Consider the following 6,785-nt stretch of genomic DNA (forward strand, 5'->3'; position numbering starts at 1 on the left):
CAAACTTCATCCCAACCAACAACAGAAAATACAGAAAATACAGAAACACAAATAACAAGACCACCACAAACTTCATCCCAAACACCAACACCAACAATAGCAGCAAATTCTCAAACATTATCGCCCGAAACTGCTATTCCCGGAAACTCAGAATCAGAAACACAGCCAGATATTACTAACGATTTTATCCTTGCACCTAGATTAGTTCGTTCCCTATCTAATCAGCAACCAGATTCTTCTTTACCTGTAGCGATCGCTTTTAATGGCAAAATATTAGCTAGTAGCAGGGGGAAAAATATTCAACTATGGAACTTAGAAAGTAGCAAACTACTAGATACTTTATCAAGTCATACCGCCAATGTACTCTCACTAGCAATTAGTCCAGATGGCAAAACCTTAGCAAGTGGAAGTGAGGATGGCACAGTAAAATTGTGGGATATTCCTACAGGAGAAATACTAACCAGTTTTTTGCATTCTGACGTAGTGACTGCTGTGGGTTTCACTGCTGATAGCAGAGCAGTGGTAGGATGCAGTGCAGCTCGCGGAATTAAATTGTGGGATGTTGATACCGGGCGACTACTACAAAGGATGAATGGTACGCAACCCATTGCTTTTGGTGCTGAGGGTCTGCGGATGGCAACCAGTGGAGGACCTAGATATATTCGACTCTGGAATGTCGCCCAGGGGCAACTTTTGAAAAATCTGTCTATACCCAGTAAAAATAATAATCAAAGGATAGAGGCGATCGCTTTCAGTCAGGATGGGCAAACTATTGCTCATGCAATACGGGGAGAAAATAATATTTTAGTCTGGGATGTGGAAACCTGGGAAGTGCGTCATACTCTAGAAAAACATTCTCAAGCAATTAAGGCGATCGCTATTAGTCCAGATGGCAAAATTCTCGCTAGCAGTAGTGAGGATGGTAAGATTAATCTGTGGGATATTAGCAGTGGAAAATTGTTGAGGAGTATCAAAGGTTATGGTGCAATTGTTTTTAGTCCTGATAGTCAGCAGCTTGTAAGCGTGGCAGAGGATAATATAATTCAGCTTTGGCAAATTTACGGATCGGCGATCGAGCAGTGAGTTAATGAAGTCAGAAGTCAGAAGTCAGAAGTCAGAAGTTTTTTTGTAACGGGGATGCGTGAGTAACCCTCCAAAAACATTTCGCCTTAAAAAGTGGGGTTGCGGGACTCAATTATTTTGATTAGGACTTACGCAGTACAAGGTATTTTCGTCATTGCGACCGACAGGGAAGCAATCTCAAATCCTAGTTTTTCCTACCTCATGCGTAAGTCCTGTTGATAATGTGAACGTCTAGTTTATGCAAAGGAATAGGGTGCGAATACTGGCGGATCTACAATTATCTATTCTAAAATAGATTAGTACATTTATATAACCCACATTCCGCACGTCAAGTTGTAACATTAAAAGTAGTATAAAAAACGGTAGCTTGGTAAGTATTTATACTATATAGCTCCCATTCATTGACGTTTCTGACTCGTCAAATTCTCAGGAAAATATTAAGCATAAATACTCAATTACTTACTTCTATTGACCACTATAATTGTCTCCTGTCTCCTGTCTCCTGTCTCCTGTCTCCTATTTTTTATACTACATTTTGTCGTGCGTAATGTAGGATATAAAATATTATGACTGTAAATGTCAAAGCCTTCTATCGAGCAACAGACCCTGGTGTTCCTCTGTTTATAGACAATGCAGAAATTGACACAAAATACTATATTGACTTTTCCCCAGTGCGTGGGGGAGAAGTTATCAAAAAATTGAAAAAAACTATTATCTGGTCTACAGACAGACCTACTTGCCAACTATTTACGGGACATATTGGTTGTGGCAAGTCTACGGAACTCTGGCGACTCAAGCAACAGTTAGAAACAGAAGGATTTCATGTTGTCTACGTCGAGTCTGACAAAAATCTAGAAATGGGAGATGTAGATATCAGCGATATTCTTCTAACTATTGCCCAACAGGTGAGTGAAAGTTTGCAAAAGTGGGAAAAGCTTAACTTAAACGAACCTACAAAACTCAAAGGTATAGTTGAGGGAGCTGCCAAATTATTGCAGACAGAAATAGAAATATCTCCTCAAGTTGAACTTTCTTTCGGAATTGCCAAAATAACTGCCCAAGCAAAAGCTAGTCCTGAAGTTCGCAGTAAACTCAGAAACTTTCTGGAATCACGCACGGGTAATATTATTGAAACCATTAACCAAGAATTGGTCGAACCTGCAAACAAAAAGCTGCAGCAGTATGGCAAACAAGGATTAGTTGTCATTGTTGATAACCTGGATAAAGTCAATAGTGTAGCTAAAGAGTGGGGGAGACCTCAACCAGAATATCTCTTTGTTGACCGGGGCGAACAACTGATGGGTCTCAACTGCCACCTAATTTATACTATTCCTCTGGCATTGAGATTTTCCAATGACTATGAAACATTAACCCAACGGTTTAAGAAAGAACTCCATGTATTGCCAATGGTAGCGACCCATTTACGGGATGGTAGTGACTCTACTCAAGGAATGGAATTAGTTAGACAGTTAGTGCTGGCAAGAGCCTTTCCAGAATTAGACCCCCAGGAACGCTTGGTAAAAGTTACAGAAATATTTGATAGTCAGGAAACCCTAGACTATTTATGTCGTATTAGTGGAGGTCATGTCAGGAATGTATTGCGAATAGTTAATGAGGCGATTATAGAAGAAGGAGAGTTTCCCATCTCCCATGCTACTGTTGCTAACGTAATTAAAACTTTTCGTAATCAGCGACTTTTAGCTATAGATGACAAAGAGTGGGAATTATTACGCCGAGTTGTACAAACACAAAAAGTAACGGGAGATGACGGATACCAAACTTTAATCCGGAGTATGTTTGTTTATGAGTATCAAGACGATAAAGGTTCTTGGTTTGATATTAATCCTTTGTTAAAAGATGCGCCAGAATTGCAGAGTGGGCAATAGTAGGGGCGGGTTTCCCCGTTAAATTAATGAGCTTTCACCTAAAGTTAGATAAACCCGCCCCCAATTGATGTAACCCACAATTTTAGATGTTTCAGTCCAGTAGGTTGGGTTGAGTCATCGAAACCCAACATTCTTAGGACTTATGCAGCACAACCTATTTTCGTCATTGCGACCGACAGGGAAGCAATCTCTAGGTTTGAGAGATTGCTTCATTCCACTCCGTTCCATTCGCAATGACATTACAAGTAAGCGTAGGTTGGGTTGAGGAAACGAAACCCAACATTCTTAGAATTATCCAGTAAAACCTACTTTCGTCATTGCGACCGACAGGAAAGCAATCTTAAATCCTATCTATATCAAAATTTTATGTCTACCAACTTAGAAGTTAACAATCAAAAATTATTACAGAAATTACTTCGAGGCATGGAAATGTCTCAAGGCAAATTTCGGTTATTTTTAGCCTGCTGCAATAATCTTAGTCAGCGTCAACGGCTAATTCAACAACTCCAGTCATCTTTTTCTGGAAATTTAGCACAGTTGCAGTTAGATGAGTCGGTCAGAGAACTTTATGCCACTATCCGCAAAAAGTTAGGAGATAAACAACCAGATGCTTTTATGGTTTGGGGTTTGGAGTCAGTGGCAGATATTGATAAATTGCTTGTATCAACGGGGTTAGTGCGGGAGGAGTTTAGAAAAAATTGTCGCTTTCCTATCATTTTATGGATAGATGCAGAGGTTTCCCGGAAGTTTATTCGCTTAATTCCTGATTTTGAAACTTGGACAAGTCTCACTGTATTTGAAACTCCGACTCAAGAATTAATTGATTTTATTCAACAGACGAGTGAGAGTGTTTATCAGAAAGTTTTAGAAAGTGGAGCCGGAATATTTTTAGATTATGCTGACTTGGGTTTAGCAGAATCTACTTATCAAGAATTGTTAGACGCACGGCAGGAATTGGCAAATAGAGGAATCAGTTTAGAGCCAGAATTAGAGGCGGGTTTAGAATTTGTTTTAGGTAGGGCAGCAAATAATTATGAGGAAACAGCACTAAACCATTATCAACGGAGTCTCGAACTTTGGCAAGAACTTAACAACCCTTTGCGAGTGGCTCACACTTATTATTATTTGGGTTTGTGGTGGCGTTTTTATGCGGTTAAACATAGAGCAGAAAAAGATATGGCTTGTGAGAAAGCTTGCTCTTATTTTCAACAGTTAATAGAAGGGTTTGAGGCAATTAACCGTCCAGACTTAGTTGCTAAGTTTATCAATGCTTGGGGAGAGGTTTTGCAGACTTTGGAACGTTGGGATGAGTTGAAGACTGTTGCGAATAGAGCAATAGAGGTTTTAGCTCGTCCCGAACCCCGCAGAAGACCTAACCCCCCAACCCCCTTCCCTGCTAGGGAAGGGGGAGTTTCAGATCATCTTCTCCCCTCTCCTCGTAGGAGAGGGGCTGGGGGAGAGGTCATCAAAGAATTGCCGAGCGATCGCTCCTCATCATTCCCTGCCAGGGAAGGGGGAGCTTCAGATATTCTTCTCCCCTCTCCTGGTAGGAGAGGGGCTGGGGGAGAGGTCATCAAAGAATTGCCGAGCGATCGCTCCTCATCATTCCCTGCCAGGGAAGGGGGAGCTTCAGATATTCTTCTCCCCTCTCCTGGTAGGAGAGGGGCTGGGGGAGAGGTCATCAAAGAATTGCCGAGCGATCGCCAAACCTCATTTCGACTAGCTTGTGCCTACGATTTTTTAGCCGAATTTGAACTAGCCAAAAGTAACTATAAACAAGCCAAAAAACTCGCTCAAAAAGCTCTTAAAATCTTCAATAAAACCCTAGCTGCTGCATCTCCTCCGACATCAGAACAAGACAAAATAACTTTAGATTGGGAACAGTATTCTCGTCTGGGTAGATATTTATTTTCTTTAGCTAAAGCTGAAAAAGGTTTAGGTAAAATCAAATCAGCAATAGACAATTTTGAACAAGCTAAAGATACAACAGAACCTAAATATAACCCTAGATTTTACATTGAAATTATCAGAGAATTACGAGAAATATATAACCAACAACAAGAATATCTCAAAGCTTTTGAATTAAAGCAAGAACGACAAAAAACAGAACAACAATTTGGGTTTGTAGCTTTTATTGGCGCTAATCGTTTGGGAGGTACAAAAGAAAATATAAATCCTGCTTTACCTCAGTCGAAACAAAGAATTAAGCAACAAAAAATTACTCAAGAAATTGCTGCATCTGGACGACAGTTTGATGTAGAAAACTTGCTAGAAAGAATTAGTCGCCTTGACTATAAACTCATAGTTATTCATGGGCAATCAGGAGTTGGTAAAAGTTCGATTTTACAGGCTGGATTAATTCCTGTTTTAGAGCAAAAATCAATTGATAGTCGTGATGTGGTGGTAGTTTTGCAGCGAGTTTATGTTCATTGGATTTCTGGATTGGGAAAACGTTTAGCTGAACAATTGCCAAAAACTCAAGATTTAGCTGTTAATTTAGAGAGTCTAAGCTCGACTGAGGGAATTTTTGCTCAGTTGGAAAATAATCATAAATCAAATCTACTGACGGTTATTATTTTTGACCAATTTGAGGAGTTTTTCTTTGAAAATAGCGAACCAAGGGATAAACTAGAATTTGCTCAGTTTCTCCAAAAATGTTTAAATATTGATTCTGTGAAAATTGTTTTATCTCTGCGGTCAGATTATATTCATTATTTATTAGAGTTTAATCGCTTGGGAAATTTGGAGGCAATTAATAATGATATTTTAAAGAAAGATATTCTCTATTACTTAGGAAATTTTTCTCAGTCACAGGCAAAATTAGTTATTCAGGGATTAACGGCAAATTCTCAGTTTAAAATAGATGCAAATCTGACTGAAAAGTTGGTGGAAGATTTAGCTGAGGAGTTGGGAGATATTCGTCCGATAGAATTGCAAGTTGTAGGGGCACAACTTCAGACTGATAATATTACTACTCTGGAAAAATATCAAGATTTAGGAGATAACTCTAAAGCAACACTGGTGGATAAATATTTAGCAGAAGTGGTGCAAGACTGTGGGGAAGAAAATGAAGAATTAGCTTGGTTAGTGTTGTTATTATTGACTGATGAAAATAATACTCGACCTCTGAAAACTCAGGCAGAATTAGAGAAAGAAAGTAAGTTGAATGTAGCAGATTTAGAGTTAGTCCTAAAGATTTTTGTGGGTTCAGGATTAGTGTTTTTGTTGCCGGAAAAACCAGCAGACCGTTATCAGTTGGTACATGATTATTTGGTTGGGTTTATTCGGCAAAGGAAAGGAAATGAAATACTAGAGCAACTGGAACAAGCAGAGGAAAAACAACGACAAGCAGAAGCAAAACAACGGCAGTTACAGAAATGGTTGGTTAGAGTTTCGGTTGCTGCTTCCTTGGTGATGGCAGTATTGGCAGGAGGAATGACAATATTTGCCTTGAGGGAACAAAGGGAAAATAAAAAGGCAAGAAAGCAAGCTATTATTGCTCAAACAAGTGAGGCGAGAGTTTTGTCCATATCAAGTAAGCAATTAGATCACCTGATGACTGCGATGGCAGCTAGACAAAAACAAATTGATGGTGAATTTGATCCCAGAGGTGATACTAGAAAACTCATAAATATTCTCCGAACAGCAATTTACAAACCTAATGAGAAGTTTAGAGAGCATAACCGTTTGGAAAGCCATGAGAATAGGGTCTATGGTGTAGCATTTAGTCGGGATGGAGAGACTATAGCAACTGCAAGTGCTGACAAAACAGTGAAGTTGTGGAACCGTCAGGGGAAGGAGCTGCAGACTCTGGAG

General features: G+C 39.5%; 3 protein-coding genes. All 3 read left to right on the forward strand.

Annotated features, from left to right (window positions below; translation table 11 throughout):
• Window positions 1-1,083, forward strand: a 1,083-nt coding sequence (locus ACP6PM_RS22130; RefSeq protein ID WP_426588436.1) for a WD40 repeat domain-containing protein, incomplete at its 5' end; no start/stop codon positions are given.
• Between the two features lie 566 nt (window positions 1,084-1,649).
• On the forward strand, window positions 1,650-2,969 hold the full coding sequence (locus ACP6PM_RS22135; RefSeq protein WP_426588438.1) for an ATP-binding protein: 1,320 nt from the start codon (window positions 1,650-1,652) through the stop codon (window positions 2,967-2,969).
• 366 nt (window positions 2,970-3,335) lie between these two features.
• Window positions 3,336-6,785, forward strand: a 3,450-nt coding sequence (locus ACP6PM_RS22140; RefSeq protein ID WP_472847522.1) for an nSTAND1 domain-containing NTPase, incomplete at its 3' end; no start/stop codon positions are given.

It is taken from the genome of Dapis brunnea BLCC-M229 (assembly GCF_050015995.1).
Taxonomy (GTDB): domain Bacteria; phylum Cyanobacteriota; class Cyanobacteriia; order Cyanobacteriales; family Microcoleaceae; genus Trichodesmium.